At 63.8% G+C, this 17,697-nt stretch carries 14 protein-coding genes; 10 read left to right on the top strand and 4 right to left on the bottom strand.

The genetic code is table 11. The annotated features are described in order from the left end of the window. Positions 1-40: 40 nt before the first annotated feature. Entirely contained in the window at positions 41-2,197 is a 2,157-nt protein-coding gene (locus K9B33_RS12310) for a TonB-dependent receptor (RefSeq protein WP_224549107.1), read from the bottom strand. A 172-nt stretch (positions 2,198-2,369) separates the two neighbouring features. On the opposite strand from K9B33_RS12310, the gene K9B33_RS12305 reads away from it, so the two are divergent. After that, complete coding sequence (locus tag K9B33_RS12305) at positions 2,370-3,002, top strand: TetR/AcrR family transcriptional regulator (protein ID WP_224549106.1); 633 nt, start codon at positions 2,370-2,372, stop codon at positions 3,000-3,002. On the opposite strand, the gene K9B33_RS12300 is transcribed toward K9B33_RS12305, so the two are convergent. Next, positions 2,988-4,085 carry an AraC family transcriptional regulator gene (locus tag K9B33_RS12300; RefSeq protein ID WP_224549105.1) on the bottom strand — a complete coding sequence of 366 codons (1,098 nt, stop codon included), beginning with the start codon at positions 4,083-4,085 and terminating at the stop codon, positions 2,988-2,990. The two genes, K9B33_RS12305 and K9B33_RS12300, sit on opposite strands and share 15 nt — an antisense overlap. 81 nt (positions 4,086-4,166) lie before the next feature. On the opposite strand from K9B33_RS12300, the gene K9B33_RS12295 reads away from it, so the two are divergent. The 6 genes from K9B33_RS12295 to K9B33_RS12270 all read left to right on the top strand — a co-directional run bounded on the left by K9B33_RS12295 (position 4,167) and on the right by K9B33_RS12270 (position 10,523). Then, positions 4,167-4,799 carry a nuclear transport factor 2 family protein gene (locus tag K9B33_RS12295; RefSeq protein WP_224549104.1) on the top strand — a complete coding sequence of 211 codons (633 nt, stop codon included), beginning with the start codon at positions 4,167-4,169 and terminating at the stop codon, positions 4,797-4,799. Between the two features lie 5 nt (positions 4,800-4,804). Continuing rightward, positions 4,805-5,878 carry an alkene reductase gene (locus K9B33_RS12290; RefSeq protein WP_224549103.1) on the top strand — a complete coding sequence of 358 codons (1,074 nt, stop codon included), beginning with the start codon at positions 4,805-4,807 and terminating at the stop codon, positions 5,876-5,878. Between the two features lies 1 nt (position 5,879). Further along, on the top strand, positions 5,880-6,671 hold the full coding sequence (locus K9B33_RS12285) for an SDR family NAD(P)-dependent oxidoreductase (RefSeq protein ID WP_224549102.1): 792 nt from the start codon (positions 5,880-5,882) through the stop codon (positions 6,669-6,671). Positions 6,672-6,676: 5 nt separating this feature from the next. Next, positions 6,677-7,492 carry an SDR family NAD(P)-dependent oxidoreductase gene (locus K9B33_RS12280; protein WP_224549101.1) on the top strand — a complete coding sequence of 272 codons (816 nt, stop codon included), beginning with the start codon at positions 6,677-6,679 and terminating at the stop codon, positions 7,490-7,492. Further along, positions 7,489-8,955, top strand: coding sequence for an FAD-dependent oxidoreductase (locus K9B33_RS12275; protein WP_224549100.1), 1,467 nt, complete (start codon positions 7,489-7,491; stop codon positions 8,953-8,955). Before K9B33_RS12280 ends, K9B33_RS12275 begins: the two co-directional genes overlap by 4 nt. Positions 8,956-9,029: 74 nt before the next feature. Continuing rightward, positions 9,030-10,523: a flavin-containing monooxygenase gene (locus K9B33_RS12270; protein ID WP_224549099.1), complete on the top strand. Its 1,494-nt coding sequence runs from the start codon at positions 9,030-9,032 to the stop codon at positions 10,521-10,523. A 37-nt stretch (positions 10,524-10,560) separates the two neighbouring features. Here the strand turns inward: K9B33_RS12270 and K9B33_RS12265 are convergent, their stop codons facing one another. Then, entirely contained in the window at positions 10,561-11,331 is a 771-nt protein-coding gene (locus K9B33_RS12265) for an SDR family NAD(P)-dependent oxidoreductase (protein WP_224549098.1), read from the bottom strand. Positions 11,332-11,363: 32 nt separating this feature from the next. Then, positions 11,364-13,499, bottom strand: a complete 2,136-nt coding sequence (locus tag K9B33_RS12260; protein WP_224549097.1) for an FAD-dependent oxidoreductase — start codon at positions 13,497-13,499, stop codon at positions 11,364-11,366. 125 nt (positions 13,500-13,624) lie between these two features. Between K9B33_RS12260 and K9B33_RS12255 the strand changes: the two genes are divergently transcribed. The 3 genes from K9B33_RS12255 (at position 13,625) to K9B33_RS12245 (ending at position 17,691) form a co-directional block, all read left to right on the top strand. Then, positions 13,625-14,140 (top strand): nuclear transport factor 2 family protein, encoded by a 516-nt coding sequence (locus K9B33_RS12255; protein ID WP_224549096.1) that lies wholly within the window; start codon positions 13,625-13,627, stop codon positions 14,138-14,140. Beyond that, positions 14,137-15,210, top strand: coding sequence for an alcohol dehydrogenase catalytic domain-containing protein (locus tag K9B33_RS12250; RefSeq protein ID WP_224549095.1), 1,074 nt, complete (start codon positions 14,137-14,139; stop codon positions 15,208-15,210). Before K9B33_RS12255 ends, K9B33_RS12250 begins: the two co-directional genes overlap by 4 nt. Positions 15,211-15,372: 162 nt before the next feature. Then, positions 15,373-17,691 (top strand): TonB-dependent receptor, encoded by a 2,319-nt coding sequence (locus tag K9B33_RS12245; RefSeq protein ID WP_224549094.1) that lies wholly within the window; start codon positions 15,373-15,375, stop codon positions 17,689-17,691. Positions 17,692-17,697 lie beyond the last annotated feature (6 nt).

The following is a 17,697-nucleotide window of genomic DNA, read 5'->3' as shown; positions in this document are numbered from 1 at the left end:
GATAACGGGGTTCGGGCGGGTGACGATCGTCAACTGCGGCTTAGAATTCGACGCTCAGGTCGACGCCATAGGTGCGCGGTTCCCCGAACAGCGCGCCGGGACGGCCGACGTTGAACTGCATGACATAGTAATTTTTGTCGGTAAGGTTGCGGCCCCACAGGCTGGCGCGCACGCCCTGCACGCCAGGAATGTCTGTGAGTGTCAGCCGCCCATTGAGCAGTCCATAGTCGCCGATGATGTAGCGGCCGCTGGTGACAGTGGCATTGGTATATTTGTCGCTCTGCGCCGTGTAGTTGAGGTTGGCGCTCAGATGCCCGAGCGGCAGGCGCGGCAGATCATAGGTAAGGTCCAGCGCGATGCTGTGCCTGGGCGCGTTGGTGAAGCGATAATTGGCCGCGATATTGGCGCCGGTCGCGTCGATGATCTCCTTGTAGCGCGCCAGCAGATAGCCGTAATTCACCGACAGGCGAAGATCGCGGGCGGGCGCGAGCGTCAAATCCATTTCCACGCCTTTCACGGTCGCACTGCCGGCGTTCAGCACGTCGGTCAGGCGGATATTGGTCGGATCGGACTGAATATTGACCTGAATGTCCGAATATTTCGAGATAAAGCCCGCCGCATTGAAGCGCAGTCTTTTGTCCAGCCATTCGCTCTTCACCCCCGCTTCATAGGACCAGAGTGTCTCCGGGCCGAAGCCCTCGTCGAACCTGTCGATGGAACTGGCCCGGACATTATAGCCGCCGCTCTTATAGCCCTTCACGGCCTTGACGTAGAGATTGACGTCGTCAGATGCGTCATAGGCGACCACGAAGCTGGGGCTGAAATCCTTGAAGTGCCGACTGCCGTCTCCCGCGCCCGGCACTATAGTGATCGGGCCGCTATTTACCTGCGTCTGGCGCGCGAGCGTCGCCTCGCGCTTGTCCCAGCTCTGCCGCAGACCCACCGTCAGATGCAACCGCCGGTCGAGCGCCTGCGGGGTGAAGGTCGCCTGGCCAAACAGTGCATAGGACCGGTTGTCGATGGTCGCTGTGGTGAAACTGCGCGTCAGCGTCGGCGGGCTATAGCTATTGCTGAAATTATCGCCGCTTTCCGAGAAATAATAGAAGCCAACGACATATTGCAGCGTGCCGTCCAGTGCATCGCCCACCAACTGCCATTCCTGGCTCCACTGATCCTGCCTGGCGCGGCTGCTGTTCTTCTGGAGCGGGAAGGGGCCGAGCGCGCCGGTGAGATAATCCTGGTTCTGGAAATTATCGAGCTTGCGATAGCCGGTGATCGACCGGACGGTCAGGTCGTCGCTCGCCTCCCATTCGCCGGTCAGGCTGTGGCCCTGGGAGGTGATGTCGTTGGGCACCAGATCGCGTACCAGCGGACTGCCTGCCTTGGGACGATCGATCGTGCGCGGATGGAGTGGGGAGAAGGCGACATAGGTGGGCGTGTCGCCGATTTCGGTGCGATCATAATTATATCGCAGGCTGAAACGGTCCGACGGCTGCCACAACAGGTCGGCGCGCATGGCCTGGCGGTCCTTGTCGCCCCAGCGGCTGACGCCCGTGCCGGGATTGGCGATGAAACCGTCCTGCTGCTGGTTCACATAGGACAGGCGCAGCGCGATCGTCTGCCCGACCGGGATATTGACGGCAGCCTTGAAACGGCGATTGTCGTAATTGCCGAGCGTGACCTGCCCCTTGAAGCCGAAGGCGCGAAGGTCCGGCTTGCGGGTGATGAAATTGATCGCGCCGCCAGTCGCATTGCGGCCGTAGAGCGTGCCTTGCGGCCCGCGCAGCACCTCTATCCGTTCAAGGTCGGCCACTTCCATCGCCAGCCCCTGGCTGCGGGCGACATAGACGCCGTCCATATAGACCGCCACGCCGCCATCCTGGGTGATCTGATCGTCGGCCAGTCCCACGCCACGCATGAAGATCTGCGTCGTTGCGGCATTGTTCGGGAAAGGCGTGAGCTGAAGATTCGGCACAGTGGCGCGCAGGTCGGTCAGGCCGTTGATACCCTTCGCTTCTAGGTCTTTCGCGCTGAATGCGGCGATCGAAATCGGCGTATCCTGCAACGATTCCGCGCGCTTCTGTGCGGTCACGACGATGTCCGCGATGGCGTCCGCCCGATCCTGCGCCAAGGCCGGCGTGGCAGCCATGCTCGCGAGCAATGCGACAACGGACACGGCAGTCATGTGATTCGACATATTTTCCTCCCCAGAATCCTGCGTTGGCGGCCGTTTCACAGCTCATCTCTGCCAAGCGCACATTAAATCTACCTACAAGTCAGTAGATTTTCAAGTCGTGACGATGCAGATTGGCTTTATTGGCCGCAATCGGCGTTGCATGGCATGGATGTGAGCGCATAAGGACGGGACAATGACCGTTACCAGACAGCCTACCCGCCAGGCACGCGGCGATGCCACCCGTCGCCAGATATTGGATGCTGCGGAACGTATTTTCGCCGACATCGGCTATGCGGCCGCGCGGCTGGATCATGTGGCGGAAATGGTGGGTATCCGCCGACCGTCGATCCTCTATTATTTCCCCGGCAAGCAGCCGCTTTATGACGAGGTGGAGGCCGATATCTTCTCCTCGATGCACAGCTTCGTGCTGGCGCAGACGGAGGGAGTAGCCGATCCGATGGCGCGCCTGCTCGCGCTGCTCGACGCTTGGCTCGATTTTCTCGTCGGCCGGCCGACCGCTGCGCGGATCATCCAGCGCCTGATCGCCGACTCCGCAGCCTATGGCGACAATCCGGTGCGCTTTTCCGAGACGGCCTTGCAGGACATAGAGGATGTCGTGGCGGCCGGTGTCGCCAGCGGACAGTTTCAGCCGGTTTCGGCGATGGTTTTACTCAATACCGTGGCGGGCGGCGCGCTCCATTATGTTTGCAACGCGCATCAGCTTGGCCCGGCCCGGTCCTATGATCCGGCCGCGCCTGAACAACTGGCGGCGTTTCGGGCAATGATCCATCGTCTGGCCAAGGCAGCGGTGTCATTCGAGGCGTGAGTCGTCTCTCGCACCTATGATCTGTGTCTCCCGCCAGTAGGTGGGAGACTGGCCGGTCCATGCGTGGAAGGCGCGGCGGAAGGCGCTGGTGTCGCTGAACTGTGCGCGGCGTCCGACTTCGCCGATGGTCAGGCGCGGGTCCGCCAGTAACTGATAGGCCAATGTTTGCCGGGCCTTGGCCTTGATCCGCGCCAGAGACGTGCTTTCGGCCGCGAGACGGCGTTTCAGGGTCGCGACGCTGATGCTGAACTGCCGCGCCAGTTCGGCCGCCGTCGATGGCGTTTCGCCGCTCGCCAACATGGCGCCGAACAGATGGGCAATGCGTTCCGAAAGGGGCGCATCCTTGGACTGGGGTTCTTCGATGTCGAATGGAAAGCGTTCGAGCAGGCTTTCCAGTTCATGCGGGCTACGGATCACCGGGCGATCCAGATAGGTCGCGGGAAAATGGAAGCTGTTTTCCGGTGCGCCATGTCGGACCGGGCAGGGCATCAGATAATGGATCGTCGGTTTGTCCAGCAACGGCGGATAGCGCATCGCCGCGCCCAGCAACGGCAAATCCTCGCCGATCAGCCAGCCATAAAGGCGCGCATAGGTGGACAGGCCGGTAAGGTCGGACAGATAGGCGCAGGCGTTGCGGATCTTGCGGACGGTAGGCATGTCGATCCGCGCCTTGCCTTCATCGACCTTCAACAATAATCGCCCCAGCCTTGGCCCCAGCATCACCGAGAATCGATCCATCCGGTCGATCACGTCGCGCAAGGTGCGACAGGTGATGAGGCAATGGCACATCATGTCGAACCCGGCCTTGGTCAGCGCCTCGCGCCCTTCCTGATGGGCGGCATGATCGTCCAGCAACAGGGTGCAATGGGCATAGAGGCGCGCGAAATCGCCATGCGATAGCGGGCGTTCCCCTCCACCCGGCGCCAGCAGTGCACTGCCCAGATGCGACAGGCCGGCATCGCGGAGAAGCACCGACGGATCATAATCGAACTGCCGGACGAGCCGCAGCAGGTCGCGCGCGATGGCGGCGGACACCCGGCCGGGCACCGGGCGCGAAAGATGCTTGTTGACCCATTTTGTCATGACCTTTGAGCTAATCCGCCATTTCGTCGCGCAAGCCAATAGGGGATGATCGGATAGCGACGATAAACGGGATGGGAGCGGATGAGCGAAAATGAAGGCCTGATGGCGCGTATCGACCGGCTGGAATCGCTTGATGCGATCCGTCAGTTGCCGGCGAAATATGCGCTGGCGCTCGACATGCGCGATTCCGACGCCTGGGTGAACCTGTTTCCCGAAGATGTGAAGGTCGGTGGCGGCCAGACCGGGCGCAAGGCGCTGCGCGACTGGTTCGACGAAACGCATGCGATGCAGTTCGACGGGACATCGCACCATATTGGCGGGCATATCATCGATTTCGACGATCCCGATCATGCGCAGGGCATCGTTTATTCCAAAAACGAGCATGAATGTGGTCCCGAATGGGTCATCATGCAGATGCTGTATTTCGATCGCTATGAGCGGATCGACGGGCGCTGGTATTTTCGCCGCCGCTTGCCGCTTTACTGGTATGCCACCGATCTCAACAAGCCGCCGATCGGTGATCGCAAAATGCGCTGGCCCGGCGTGGCACCCTATCATGGCAGCTTCCACGACCTGTTTCCGACCTGGAAAAGCTATTGGGCGCGCGAGGCAAGGCCGCATGACGGCCCGGTCGATCCGCCTGCGCCGCTCGAAAAATTCATTGAAACGATGCGCCGCGACGCGCCCCTGCCCCGCCCGCGCGTGCGGAGCTGAAGCGGATGAGCGACATATTCTCGCCGGTACGGCTGGGCGACCTGGAATTGGCGAACCGCGTCGTTATGGCGCCGATGACCCGCGATCGGGCCGGGCCGCTGGATGAGCCGACGCCGGTTATGGCGGACTATTATCGCCAGCGCGCCGGGGCCGGCTTGATCGTGACCGAAGGGACGCAGCCATCGCCGTCGGGCAAAGGCTATTGGCGCACACCCGGCATCCATAGCGAAGCCCAGGTCGATGGTTGGCGGGCGGTGGCGCAGGCGGTCCATGACGAAGGCGGACGGATCGTCATGCAATTGATGCATTGCGGCCGGGCGAGCGTGCGCGCCAACAAGGATGCAGGGGCGGAGACGGTCGCGCCATCCGCCATTTCCTGCCCGGACCCAATTCCCGGACCGGACGGGGTGCCGCAGGCAACCGACATGCCTCGCGCGCTCGATACGCATGAGATCGCAGGCGTCATCGCGGACTATGTGACGGCCGCCCGCAATGCGATTCGGGCCGGGATGGATGGCGTGGAACTTCATTGCGCCAGCGGCTATCTGCCGATGCAGTTCCTGTCTTCGAACAGCAATCAGCGTGCGGACCGCTACGGTGGATCGGTCGAGAATCGCGTGCGCTTCGTCGTGGAGACGCTGACTGCTTTGGCGGATGCGATCGGATCGGGGCGGGTCGGCTTTCGCATCTGTCCGGGCATCACGCTCAACGGCATGGCGGACGCCGATCCGCATGAAACCTATGCGACGCTGCTGAAGGCGGTAGATGGTCTGGAACTGGCCTATGTGCACCTGATCCATATCCCGCTGGATGGACAGGATCCGCTGGAACTGGTTCGCGCCCGTTGGAGCGGACCGATCATCGAAAATGGCGCGCTGACGCCCGACAAGGCGCGCGTCCTGCTGGCCGAGGGCAAGGCTGACGCTATGTCCTTTGGCTATGCCTTTATCGCCAATCCCGATCTGGTCGCTCGCTTCCGCACCGGCGCGCCGCTGGCGAAAGCGGACCGCAGCAGTTTCTACACCGGCCATGGCGACGATCGCCGCGGCTATACCGACTATCCGGCGCTGGGAGATTAAGATGGGCCAATTGCTCGAAGGGCGCACGGCGCTGGTGACAGGTGGCGGGCAGGGCGTGGGCCAGGGTATCGCCCGTGCGCTGGCGCAGGCAGGCGCAGCCATCGTCATTGCTCAACGCCGCGGCGAGGAAGCGGAGCGCGAGGCGACCTGGCTGCGCGATCAATATGGCGTGCGCGCGCTCGGCGTCGCCGTGGATGTGACCAGTGCGGACGAGGTCAGGCAGATGGTCGAGGATACCGCCGAACAACTTGGGCGCCTCGACATCCTGGTCAATAATGCGGGCGGCAGTTTCCCAAGACGGCTGGAGAGGCACAGCGATGAAGAGATGGCCGCCGCCTTCGATCTCAATTACTGGGCCGTATTCCGCGCGATGCGGGCCGCCTTTCCGATCATGAAGGCGCAGGGCTATGGCCGCGTCATCAATCTGGGCTCACTGAATGGCGTGAACGCCCATATGTTCACCGCCGCCTATAATGCCAGCAAGGAAGCGGTGCGCGCGCTGACCCGCACGGCGGCGGTCGAATGGGGGCCGCACGGCATAACCTGCAACATCATCTGCCCCTCTGCATCCAGCCCGCAGGCGCAGGATTATTTCGCCGCCAATCCGGCCATGGCGCAGGCGATCCTGCAACAGGTGCCGGGAGGCCGCTTTGGCGATGCGGCGCAGGATGTCGGGCCGGTCGCGGTCTTCCTGGCGAGCGAGGGCGGCGGCTACACCACGGGCAATACATTGTTCGTCGATGGCGGCGGTCATATCAACGGCGTCGCCTGGCGCCCCGAAGTCGAGGATTGAGGACTATGGAGAGGCTCAAGGGCAAGCGTGCGGTCGTCACCGGCGGCGCGCAGGGGATCGGCGCGGCCATCGCGCAGCGGCTGGCGGCGGAGGGCGCGCGGGTGGCCGTGCTCGATCTGGACGAAGGCGCGGCAGCCGCCGTCCTGCCCGCGCCGCATATCGGCATCGCCTGCGATGTCGCCGATACGGCATCGGTCGATCGGGCCTTCGTTGCCGTGAAGACGGCATTCGGCGGCGTCGACGTTCTGGTGAACAATGCCGGACGAGGCAGCGCGGCCGGCGACGGCATGGATCGTTACTATGCCGCCCAGGCCGAACGCAGCGGCCAGATCGCGCGGGGTGAGGCGCCGGACATCTTCATCGACCAGACACTCTATTGCGAGGATGAAGGCTGGACCGGCGTCTTGAGCGTGACGCTGGACGGTACGTTCAAATGCAGCCGCGCGGCGGTCCGGTTGATGGCGGAACAGGGGCAGGGCGGTGCTATCGTCAATATCGGATCGACGGCGGGCGTGAAGGGCGACGGCCCCATCCCCTATTGCGCCGCCAAGGCGGCGGTGCTGGGTATGACGCGGGCGATGGCGCGCGAACTGGCCGATCGCGGCATTCGCGTCAATGCGGTCAATCCGGGCGCGACCGAAACGCCGATCTACGCCGGTCTGCCAGCCGAACTGAAACAGGCGATCGCCGCCGACAGCCTGATGAAAAGGCTGGCCCAGCCGGACGAGATTGCGGGCGCGGTCGCCTTTCTCGCAGGCGCGGATGGCAGCTTTGCGACCGGGAGCATCCTCACCGTGAATGGTGGAGCCTATTTCTCATGACCGACATCTCGCTGCATCGCCCTTACCCCGCCAGCAAGGTCGAGCGATGGGACTATGAGACGGACGTAGCGGTGATCGGCTTCGGTGCGGCGGGAGCCTGCGCCGCGATCGAGGCGGCGGAGGGGCGCGCGCGCGTCATGCTGTTCGAACGCGGATCGGGCAGCGGCGGCGCGTCCGCGCTGTCGGGTGGGGAAATCTATATCGGCGGTAGTGGCGGAACGGATGCGCAGCGTGCAGCCGGGTTTGCGGACAGGACCGAGGACATGGCCGCCTATCTGAAGGCGGCTGGCGGCCCGTGCGCCGATAACGCCAAATGCGATCTCTACGCGCAGGAGGCGCTGGCGCATTTCGCCTGGCTCAAGACGCAGGGCATTCCCTATCGCGGCAATTACCTGCCCGGCAAGCATATCGAGCCGACCGACGATTCCACACTAATCTGGTCGGGCAGCGAGGCGGCCTACCCCTTTTGCGACATGGCGAAACCAGCGCCGCGCGGCCATGTGATCCAGCATAATGGCTGGGGCGGCGGCTGGCCGTTGGTCGACCTGCTGGAAGCCCGCGCGCGAGCGCTGGGCGTGTCGGTCGTGACCGATGCCCGCGCCGTGGCGCTGGTGCAGGACGAGGATCGGATCGTCGGCGCTGTGCTGCGGATCGACAATGCGATCCGCTTCGTGAAGGTGGCCCGCGGCGTCATCCTGTGTACCGGCGGTTTCGTGATGAACGAGGCGATGCGGCGGCGCTATTGCCCAGAAACCTTCCGCATCAACAGTCCGATCGGCGATCAGGATGACGGTTCCGGCATCGAACTGGGCGTGGGCGCGGGCGGCGATGCGATCCATATGGAGCAGTTCTTCACCACCTGCCCCTGGACGATGCCCGAATCCCATGCCTTTGGCGTTTTCGTCAACCAAGCCGGGCAACGGTTCATCAACGAGGATTGCTATCATGGCCGGGTCAGCCGCCAGGCGGTCGATCAACTGGGCGACCGGGTCTATCTGCTGCTCGACAATGCGCATTTTTCCCAGCCGCTCGACATGGCGGGGATCGGCATTGCCGGGACGGGCGACAGTTGGGAGGAGGTCGAGGCCGAATTGGAGATGGCGCCCGATACGCTGAGCGCGACCATGGCCTTCTACAACGCCCATGCGCGGGAGGGGCGCGATCCTGTATTCCACAAGCGGCCGCCGATCCTGACGCCGCTCGACCAGGGGCCGTTCATCGCGCTGGAGCTGCATTTCCAGAACAGCTATTTCAGCTTCTTCACCCTGGGCGGTCTGCGGACATCCACCGACGGCGAAGTGCTCGATCGCGCCGGCATGGCCATTCCTGGCCTGTTCGCGGCCGGGCGCTGCACATCGGGCCTGCCCGCCTGGGGACATGGCTATAGTTCGGGCCTCAGCCTCGCCGATTGCACCTATTTCGGGCGGCGGGCGGGGCGGAAGGCGGCTTTGGAACGCGCCTAGTCCGTTTGGCCGATGTCGCGCGCCGGCTGCTGGGCCATCATCCCTGTCAGTGATACAACCGACAGGAGAATGACTTGTCCATCGATCAGGCCCGCAACGGTCTTCGCTTTGCTGTCATCGGGGCCGGCATGGCCGGCATATTGGCCGCGATCCGTCTGAATCAGGCAGGCGAGCGCTTCACCCTCTATGAAAAGGCGGACGGGCTGGGCGGCACCTGGCGCGAAAATCGCTATCCGGGCCTGACCTGCGACGTGCCGGCCCATGCCTATACCTATAGTTTCGAACCCTATGCCGAATGGCGGGCCTTCTATGCCAAGGGGGCGGAGATACAGACCTATTTCGAGCGCACAGCCGAGAAATACGGGATCATGCCGCATGTCCGATTCGGTGCGGAGGTCGTGTCGTGCGTCTGGAATGAGAGCGAGGCCTGCTGGCATCTGGGCCTTTCGAGTGGGGAGTCGGCGAGCGCGGACGTGGTCATCGCCGCGTCGGGCGTGCTGCACCATCCCAAAATGCCGGATATCGAAGGGCTGGACGATTTTGCGGGCACGATATTGCACAGCGCGCGCTGGCGCGACGATGTGCCGCTGGACGATGCCCGCGTCGGCGTGGTCGGCAATGGATCGACCGGGGTCCAGATCATCACCGCGCTCCAGTCGCGCGCGGCCAGGCTGGTGCATTTCCAGCGCTCGCCGCAATGGATCATGCCGGTGCCGCAATTCGACTATAGCGAGGAGGAACGGGAGGCCTTCCGCCGTGATCCGGCGCTGATCGACGCAATCCGAAACAACCAGGATTATTGGGACTCCATCTATCGCTTTACGCAGGCGATCACCGACACCCATGGGCCGGAGATTGCGGCGATCGAGCAACTATGCCTCGACAATTTGGAAAATAGCGTGCGCGATCCCGCATTGCGGGAAAAATTGCGGCCGGATTACCGCGCCGCGTGCAAGCGGCTGATCTATAGCTGGTGCTATTATGACGCCGTGCAGCAGTCCAATGTGGCGGTGGAGCGCGAACGGATCGTGCGCGTCGAACCCGAAGGGGTCAGGCTCGCCGACGGCCGGTTGCAACCGCTCGATACGCTGATCCTGGCCACCGGCTTCCATGCCGATCGCTTCATCCGCCCGACGACGGTGACGGGCCGGAACGGGCTGTCGCTGGACGATGCCTGGTCGGTACGGCCCACCGCTTATTATGCGGTGACGATCCCTGGCTTTCCCAATTTCTTCATGCTTAACGGCCCAACCGGGCCGGTCGGCAATTTCTCGCTGATCGACATTGCCGAACGGCAATGGGCCTATATCGACCAGTTGCTCGACCTGCTGCGTCGCGGCGACGCGGAGACGGTCGAGCCAAGCGCGCAGGCCCATGCCGCCTATGAGGCCCGGCGGATCGCCGCCGCGCAGACCACCATCTTCGGATCGGGGTGCAGCAGCTGGTATCTGGACAAGACCGGCGTGCCCGCGAGCTGGCCGTGGAGCTATCAGGCCTTTGCGGAAGCGATGGCGGCGCCAGTGATGGCAGACTATGTGCTGGGCGCTTCGACGGAAGCAGCGGAATGAGGAAGCGGCGGGGGCGGGCGCAACCGTCCCCGCTAGTTCAGACGCCGAAGCCGCCGGATACGGAGATGGTCTGCCCGGTCACATAGCGCGCACGGTCGGAGGCGAAGAAGACGGCGGCCTGACCGATATCTTCCGCCTGTCCCCAGCGCTTGAGACACAGCAACTTCTGCGTCTCCGTGACCCAGGCCGCGTCGAACACGCCCTGGGCACTCAGTTCGTGGAACATGCCCGCGTCGATCACGCCGACCAGTACCGAATTGGCGCGGATCTCATATTTGCCCTCTTCTTTGGCGATGCCCTTGATCAGCGCTTCGTTGGCGGCCTTGGGCGCGACCGACAGGCCGTCGAGCTTGGGCCACCAGTCATGGCCGGCCGACCCCAGATGGACGAAGGCGCCGCCCCCCTGTTCGCGCATATGCGGGATGAGCGCGCGGGCCGCATGATAGAAGCCGAATACTTCTACCTCCATCGCTTGCCGGAACTGGTCCTGGGACCAGTCGGCGAGGGCGGTTTGCGGCACCAGCGGTCCTGCGCCCCAGACAACGCTGTGGATGCGGCCGTGCGCGGCGGCGGCTGCGGCGACGACAGCTTCGACGGATGCGGCGTCGCGCACGTCGGTCTGGTGGATGGTCGCCTTGACGCCAAGCGCCTCGATCGCCTGCGCCGTCTCCTGCGCCACCGCCTCCTTGGATCGATAGCAGATGGCGACGTCTGTCCCCGCCTTGGCGAATTCGATCGCGACGCCCTTGCCGATGCCGCCGCTGCCGCCGAAGATCATGGCGGCCCCTTGCGGGAACATCTGTCCCATCCCGTATCTCCCGTACCTGTCGTTGAAAAAGTTCAGCGGCCCATGGCGGCCACGGCTTCCGCCGCGCCTCGCATCGCGCCTTCGATATAGGTGACGCCGGTGCCGTCGCCGATTTCCACCACGTCATGCCCGTGCGCGCGTAGCGCATCGGCCAGGGTGGAGTCGCCATGGGCGCCCATGGCCACGACGACATGGTCGGCGGCGACGGCCTGTATCGTGCCATCCGACGCGGTAAAGGCAACGTCCTTCTGGCCGATGCGGATGTCGCGTGCGCCGGGGAACATCGCCACGCCATGTTCGCGCAGTTCCGCGATCAGCCGCATCCGCCGCACCAGCAGCAGGCCGCCACCGAATTTCGGGGCTTCGCCCACGATCGTCACTGCGCGGCCCCGCTCCATCAGAAATTCGGCCAGTTCCAGCCCGACCAGCTCGCCGCCGACAATCACCACCCGTTTGCCGAGCGGCATCCAGGCATGGGTCGCCTTGCGCACCAGCTCCAGATTGGCGGTGGCACCCGTGGCGGCGCCCAGCTTGGTCGCCATCCGCGCGGACCAGCTGGTCTTGCGGCGTATCGCGGCGCTGTCCTCGCCCAGCATCATGCCGCGCAGATCGTCGCCCGACAGGACGAAATCCTGATCATGGCCGGGGATTGGCGGCATGTCGCGCACCGCGCCGGTCGCGACGATGACCTTGTCGGGCGTCAGGCCCGCGATCAGCGCCGCCGTCGCTTCGGTTTTCAGCCTGACGTCGACCCGCGACTGGCCGATCTGATGTCGCAGCCAGTCCAGCAAGCGTTCATTGGGTTCATAGGCCAGCGCGGCGAACCGCAACGTGCCGCCCAACCTGTCGGATTTCTCGATCAGCGTCACCTTCGCGCCGGCCAGGTCCAGCCGGCGCGCGGCCTCCATCCCTGCTGGCCCGCCACCGATGATCACGACATGGCCCGGCGCCTTGGCGGGCGTCCAGTCGAGATCTTCGTATCCCGTTTCGGAACGTACGGCGCAACGCACCTGCTCGCGCAGATAGGCGGTGCTGACGCAGGTATAGCAGTAGATGCAGGGCCGGATGTCGGCGATGCGCCCGGCGGCCAGCTTGGCGGGCAGATCGGGGTCGGCCAGCAGCTTGCGCCCCATCGCCAGGAAGTCGAATTCGCCCTGCGCCAGCCCCCGGTCGCCTCGGTCGATTTCGACCCGGCCCGACGCGATGACGGGAATGGCGACGGCTGCGCGGATCGCCGCCGCCGCTTCCAGATGCGCAGCAGGCTCGTGCGGGATGTTCGAGGCGGAATGGAGCTTGCCCTGGCCCACATCATGATAGGCGGACACGGTGATGGCGTCCGCGCCCGCGGCCTCCACCATCGGCGCGAGCGCGACGGCGAGGTCCAGGGTGATGCCGTTCGCCTTGCCCAGTTCGCGCGAATCGATCTTGACCCACATTGGAAAGTCGGGGCCGACCTCCGTCCGGACGGCGCGCACTACCTCCAGCAGCAGGCGCGCCCGCCCGGCCAGGTTGCCGCCATATTCATCGTCGCGATTGTTGGTCGAGGGCGACACGAAGGAGGAGAGGAGATAGCCATGTGCGCCGTGAATTTCGACGCCGTCGAAGCCCGCTTTTCTGGCGCGGGCGCCGCCTTGTACGAATTGGCGGACAACGAGCGCGACATCTTCTGGCGTTAGTATCTTGATCTGCGGCACGCTGCCGCCGGCGAAGGCGGCCATTTCCTCGGGCAGGAAATAATCGGGGAAGTCGCCCTTGAAGGGCGGCGGATAGGCCGGCGCCCACAGCGGATGACCCTCGCCCGCGCTATGGGTTGCGACCAGGCCACCATGATGCAATTGGGTGGCGATGCGGCTGCCCGCGGCATGGACCGCATCGACCAGTCGCTTGAGGCCGGGCAGGAAACGGTCGTCGGAAATGGCGGTCTGCCTGGGCTGTACCGCGCCGACCGGCCAGGCGACGCCAGCGACCCCGGTGACGATCAGGCCCGCGCCGCCCTTCGCCTGCGCCACATGATAGTCGATAAGCCGCCGGCCGACGGTGCCGTCCGGCTCGGCCAGACTCACCCCCATTGCGGTGACGATGATTCGGTTGGGCAGGCTCAGCGTACCGATCCGGCCCGGCGTCAGCAGCGTGGCCGGACGGCGGGAAAGGGCAGGGGCTGCGGCCATATATCGACTCTCCTGAAATCCATTATATGCGTATTATTGACGCCGATATATCACGATTATATACGGTAGTCTCACATAAAATATAATTGATCGCGTATCATGCGCCGCGATGGAAGGAGGATTTGATGTCCCAGTCCCTGCTCGATCAATTGGCGCTGCGCGATCTGCTGATGCGCTATTGCCGGGGGTGCGACCGCCGTGATTTCATATTGGTGCGGTCCCTCTATCATGACGATGCCATCGACGACCATGGGGCTATGTTCCGGGGTGGCCCGGACGATTTCGTCGCTTGGCTGCCCCAGGCGATGGCGCCATGGCAGGCGACGCGCCACAGCATCGCCAACAGCCTGTTTGTCGTTGATGGCGACCGAGCCGAGGGTGAGCATCATGTCGAGGCTTGGCATCGCAGCCATGGCCCCGAACCGCGCGACTATATCGTTTATGGCCGTTATCTCGATCGCTACGAACGGCGTGATAGCGTGTGGAAATTCAGCCATCGCAGCCTGGTTTTCGACCATGGCCTGATCCGGGATGCGGATCAGGCGGCGATGGATCAATTGGGCGCGGATGCGCCGCACGGCCGGGCCGATCGCGAGGATCCGTCCTGGGCCTATGCGCTGCTGGCGGGGGCGGCGCGATGAGGGGCGTGGTCTGGGATGGCGCGCAGTTGCATATCACCAAAGCCCTGTCGCTGCGGCCGATCCGGCCGGGCGAGGTGCGCGTGCGCGTGTTGCGATCGGGCATCTGCCATAGCGACATCGGCATGATGGCGATCCCGCAGGCGGCCACGCCGATGGTCTTGGGGCATGAGGCGGCGGGCGAGGTGATGGAGGTCGGACCCGATGTCGAAGGCTGGTCGGTGGGCGACAGGGTCGCGGTGGGGACGCAGACGCCCTGCGGCCAGTGCCGCGAATGCGGCCGGGACGAACCGCATAATTGCGATACGACCTGGGGCTATGTGCCCGACTGGCCCTTTCTGTGGGAGGGGCGGCCGGTGGTTTCCTTCGCCAATGTCTCCTCCTTCGCCGGCGAAATCCTGGTCAAGGCGGGGCAATTGTTCGCCATTCACGATCTGCCGCCCGAACAAGGGGCATTGATCGGCTGCGCTGTGTCTACCGGGGCCTGCGCGGCGCGGGTGCTCGGCAGGGTCAAGGCGGGCGACCGGGTGGCGGTGTTCGGCATCGGCGGCATCGGCGTCAATGCGGTGCAGGGCGCGCGGCTCGCCGGGGCGGAGGTGCTGGCGATCGATCGCAACCCGTCCAAGGAAGCCGTCGCGCGACAATTCGGCGCCGCCCATTTCCATGTGGCAGAGCCGGGACAGGATGGCATGGCGTTGGCGCAAGCGCTGGCCGTGCAGCATGGTCCGATCGATGTTGCGATCGAATGTAGCGGTGCGATCGGCGCGGTCGAAGCGGCGCTTCATTGTCCCAAGCGTGGCGGGCGGACGGTGCTGATCGGCCTGTCGGCGCCGGGTACGCAGGCGCGGCTTTCGCTCGACGCCGTGTTGGGCGGGCGGGAGATCATCTCGACCATGAACGGCGGCGCGCGGCCCGGCCGCGATTATCCCACGCTGATCGAGGAGGCGCGGACGGGCCGCCTGAACCTGCGCGACCAGATCAGTCATGTCTGGCCGCTGGAGCAGGTCGAGGACGCCATTGCCGCGCTGAAGGCCGGCGCCGTCACGCGCGCGGTGCTTGACCATATGCGCTGATGGCGGCGGCCACCTGTTATGGGATTGCTCGCACATCAAGGAGAAATATGGAGCGAATTATATTGATAATATCGTTTTATATGCTCTATATGCGTAGATCATATAAATAATGATGACGCATATGCGGTGCGCGTTAGACGCATTCATGCCGGGAGAGAGATAATGACGATATTCGGATCATGCAGCAGGATCGCACTTTTGGGCGGGATGCTCGCCGCATTGCCGCAGGCGCAGGCGCAGGTCGTGGCGCCGCAAGGACAGGAGGCCGAGGGTGGCGGTCTGAGCGACATCATCGTTACGGCGCGGCGGACGTCGGAATCGATGCAGACCGTGCCGGTTGCCGTCACGGCGTTGGCGGGCGAGTTTCTGGAAAAGCAGAATATCGTGGATGTGACGTCGATCCCGCAATTCACGCCCAATCTGTCGATCATGCAGCAATCGACCAGTCCCACGGCCGCGTCGGTCTATATTCGCGGCATCGGCAATCAGGAACCGTCCTCGGTCGCGGAACAGGGGGTCGGCATCTATCTGGATGGGGTCTATGTCGCCCGGTCGGCGGGCGCGTTGTTCGATCTGGTGGATCTGGAGCGGATCGAGGTGCTGCGCGGGCCGCAGGGAACTTTGTTCGGCCGCAATACCGTGGGCGGCGCGATCCAGCTCGTGTCGAAAAAACCGGCCGACGAGATGAAGATCGACGTCAAGCGGGGCTATGGCAGCTTCAGCGAATGGTTCGCGAAGGCGCGGATCGACACCGGCTATATCGGCGGGTCGCCGATCAAGGCGTCGCTGTCGTTGATGCACCGCCAGCGCAATGGTTATATCGACAATGTCTATACGAGCGACAGTCGCGACCCCGGCGCCACCAATGCCGATGCGCTGATGCTGGGCGTGCAGGCCGATCTGGGCAAGGTCACAATCAATTACAGTTTCGACTATAACGACCGGCGCGCCACCGCACCCTATTTCCAGATGCTCTATGCCACCGATGACGTGAAAAATTATTTTGGCCAGTCGGCGGCGTTGGGCGGTGATCCCTTCCTCGTTTCACCTGATCGGCAGACCGACGTGCGCCAGGCCGGCTTCGTCGATCGCGATGGCAAGCTGCGCTACGACGCGCGGGCCAAGATTCAGGGCCACGGCGTGACGATCCAATATGAACCGATTGACGAACTGACGCTCAAATCGATCACCGCCTATCGCAAGTTCAGCCAGGACACGATCCTGACGCTGGGCGGTAACGGCTATCTAAATGGCGTGGTGCTCGATCCCGTCACCTTCGCGCCCTCGATCGGCGCCGTGACGCCGATCAACGGCAACAACGCGCCGCAACGGCAATGGCAGTTCAGTCAGGAATTTCAGGCGCTGGGCAGCATGGGCGACCTGTCCTATGTCGCCGGCCTCTATTATTTCTACGAAAAGTCGTCCGAATATAATCGGCAGAATTTGACCTTCGTACTGCCAGGCGGGCAGGCGGGGCTCAACCTGGCGCCGGTGCAGGCTTTTGGCGGGACGGCGGAATCCATGGCCGCCTTCGGGCAAATGAGCTGGAAGCCGGCGGCGCTGGATGGCCGGATGGAGATTACCGGCGGTGCGCGCTTCACAGGCGACCGTAAGACGCTGACGCTGGCGGGCGACATCGTGCCTAACCTCAAGGGGCATGTGGATTATACCAATGTGTCGTGGTTGGGTTCAATCAATTACCGTTTCACGCCCGCGATCATGGCCTATGTCCGGATATCGTCGGGCTATCGTTCGGGCGGCATCAATCCCCGGGCTGCGGTCATCAATATCTTCGCGCCGGAAGATGTGAAATCCTATGAAGCGGGCCTGAAGTCCGAATTGTTCGACCGGCGCGTGCGGCTCAATCTGGCGATATTCCAGACCGACTATAGCAATCAGCAGATCAACCAGTTCGCGGCCGGTAGCGGCGGCGTAACATCGTTGATCGTCAATGCGGGCCAGGTCCGCTTCCGCGGTGTCGAGGCGGAACTGACCGTGGCGCCGACCGAGGGGCTGACCTTCGACGGATCGCTGGGTTATACCGATCCCAAATATAAGAGCTATCTGTTCCGCGATCCGGCGACCAACCAGATCATCGATGTCGCCGACGAGGCGCGGATGCCCCAGACCGCCAAGTTCAACGCCCATGTCGGCGGCCAATATATGGTGCCGGTCGGTATCGGCGAGCTGACAGCGCGGGTCGATTATGCCTATCGCAGCACCGTCTATTTCCACAATCTGGACCGGGTGAACCCGTATAATGTCGAAACCCGGTCGCGCCCCGACCATAATCTGCGCGCGCGCCTGTCACTCGGGGACATTGCTATGGGCAGCGGAACGCTGGAACTGGGCGTCTGGGGCGACAATCTGACCAACCAGAAGAATCTCGATTTCGCGATCGACTTCGGCTCGCTCGGTTTTGCAGCCGGATCGTTCAAGAAGCCGCGCACCTTCGGCGTCGATGCGAAAGTCAGCTTCTAAGGAGCG

The organism is Sphingobium sp. 3R8 (genome assembly GCF_020166615.1).
GTDB classification, from domain to species: Bacteria; Pseudomonadota; Alphaproteobacteria; order Sphingomonadales; family Sphingomonadaceae; genus Sphingobium; species Sphingobium bisphenolicum.
The sequence above is the reverse complement of the archived record's forward strand: the minus strand, read 5'-3'. Positions and strand labels throughout refer to the sequence as shown.

Coding starts and splice junctions, on each gene's coding strand:
- K9B33_RS12305 (WP_224549106.1), top strand. CDS start 2,370: ATGACCGTTACCAGACAGCCTACCCGCCAGGCACGCGGCGATGCCACC.
- K9B33_RS12265 (WP_224549098.1), bottom strand. CDS start 11,331: ATGGGACAGATGTTCCCGCAAGGGGCCGCCATGATCTTCGGCGGCAGC.
- K9B33_RS12255 (WP_224549096.1), top strand. CDS start 13,625: ATGTCCCAGTCCCTGCTCGATCAATTGGCGCTGCGCGATCTGCTGATG.
- K9B33_RS12280 (WP_224549101.1), top strand. CDS start 6,677: ATGGAGAGGCTCAAGGGCAAGCGTGCGGTCGTCACCGGCGGCGCGCAG.
- K9B33_RS12250 (WP_224549095.1), top strand. CDS start 14,137: ATGAGGGGCGTGGTCTGGGATGGCGCGCAGTTGCATATCACCAAAGCC.
- K9B33_RS12275 (WP_224549100.1), top strand. CDS start 7,489: ATGACCGACATCTCGCTGCATCGCCCTTACCCCGCCAGCAAGGTCGAG.
- K9B33_RS12260 (WP_224549097.1), bottom strand. CDS start 13,499: ATGGCCGCAGCCCCTGCCCTTTCCCGCCGTCCGGCCACGCTGCTGACG.
- K9B33_RS12300 (WP_224549105.1), bottom strand. CDS start 4,085: ATGACAAAATGGGTCAACAAGCATCTTTCGCGCCCGGTGCCCGGCCGG.
- K9B33_RS12285 (WP_224549102.1), top strand. CDS start 5,880: ATGGGCCAATTGCTCGAAGGGCGCACGGCGCTGGTGACAGGTGGCGGG.
- K9B33_RS12290 (WP_224549103.1), top strand. CDS start 4,805: ATGAGCGACATATTCTCGCCGGTACGGCTGGGCGACCTGGAATTGGCG.
- K9B33_RS12310 (WP_224549107.1), bottom strand. CDS start 2,197: ATGTCGAATCACATGACTGCCGTGTCCGTTGTCGCATTGCTCGCGAGC.
- K9B33_RS12295 (WP_224549104.1), top strand. CDS start 4,167: ATGAGCGAAAATGAAGGCCTGATGGCGCGTATCGACCGGCTGGAATCG.
- K9B33_RS12245 (WP_224549094.1), top strand. CDS start 15,373: ATGACGATATTCGGATCATGCAGCAGGATCGCACTTTTGGGCGGGATG.